The organism is Streptomyces sp. NPDC014764 (assembly GCF_043082785.1).
In the GTDB taxonomy this organism is placed as follows: Bacteria; Actinomycetota; Actinomycetes; order Streptomycetales; family Streptomycetaceae; genus Streptomyces; species Streptomyces althioticus.
Map to the genome: position 1 here is coordinate 1 of NZ_JBIBXY010000052.1, position 1,560 is coordinate 1,560.

1 protein-coding gene is annotated in these 1,560 nt (G+C 30.3%); it reads right to left on the bottom strand.

Annotation, left to right across the window (positions count from 1 at the left end; genetic code table 11):
• Nucleotides 1-933: 933 nt before the first annotated feature.
• Nucleotides 934-1,560: tyrosine-type recombinase/integrase (locus tag ACF1AG_RS34800; RefSeq protein WP_391811052.1), on the bottom strand; the 627-nt coding region annotated here is incomplete at its 5' end.

The window sequence follows — 1,560 nt, forward strand, 5'->3', positions numbered from 1 at the left end:
CAATCTTTATTACAAGAAAAAAACATCTATATATTAATTGAAGAAGCATTAGAGGACTATTTAAATAATATCGGTAAATAATTTGATGCATCCAAACTTGGGTACGTAAAATTATTTTTAATAGTAGTTAACATAATGCGTCTTATCCCAAGCAGCACCCCAAACAAAAGACGGAATCCGGCCATATTCGGGCAAATTCTGTCTTTTTCCCTTCGGGAAATAATCAAAAATGAAGACTATAATTCAAAAACACTATCTCTTTATTTCTTCTATTTCCTCCTGGATCCTATTCCATTATCTATTTGACATTCCAAACATTTTTGAAGCATGGACAATGCTTATAATGCTGTATGGAGTATCTATATGTCTATTTTCTTTGCTTATCTATCCTTTTAAAAAAAGAGCATAAGGAAACCTGATATCACCTTCTGATAAAAGGTGATGAATAGTCGGTGCCTATTAGGTTTCAAGGAGTTTAAATTGATATCACTTTTTGGCTCGGGAGATATAGTGTAGATATACCGTAATATCTCTAGAGATATAGTTGTATTCCAAAATTTTCATTGGATTTTTCCTGTCTTTGCACAAACAACGCTAAAAGATTTTTTTCTTTTAGCGTTGTTTCGAGTTGTGATATGGATACATTAGAACGATATATTTGCGCTTTATTGTCCAATTCTTTTCATCCTTTTTAAAAAGAAATATCTAATATCAGTTTTAAAATATAAAAAACGAATAGAATTTCCATTGTCGAACGTCTTTAGGCTTTTATATTCGATCTATAATACTGTCCTTTTTCTAAAAACGAACTTAACTAAGGGAAGTACCTAAAATCAGCTAAAATAGCCCCTGAAACGTTCTAAATCTGAATTCACTTTAAGCTTACCCATCGGTTGATGTTAACTTTAAAAAGACAATTAAATACTAAACAACCTATCCTAGTGTATCGTTAATAAAAGTTTTTTGTATTGCTTCTTCTAGTTCGAATTGTTCCATCCTGGATTTTGCATATCTTTTAGTAACATTTATATCTTTATGTCCAGCAAGTTTCGAGACAACTTCTAAGCCTATTCCTTTATCTATAAGCTTTTGACAAAAAGTATGTCTTAATTTATGCGGATGAACATTATACTTTTTCAACATATATTGAATCGATCTTTCTGTTAATCGTTCATTAGATTTTGAAGTAAATAAAGCATCCTCACTATAAAAAGAGTCACAGTATTTAAGAAGATATTTCTTAGCTTCTTCCGATAATGGAATATACCTTTCTTCACCAGTTAACCCATTTCTAACGGTTAATTGCCTTTTTCTAATATCAATATTCGACTTATTTAGAGAACATAATTCCGAAACTCTAATACCTGTATGAAGTAATAAGTAAACAATAGCTATATTTCTTTCGTGACCATCATTTTTCACTTCTTGAAGTAATTGATTGTATTCATAAGGAGTTAGTATTTCCAATTCTCCCTTTTTTTCTATAGGCATAACTTTAATATCTAAAGTTATTTCTGGACGTTTCAAGAACTTAGCAAACGTTCTAATAGAGCCAAGTAT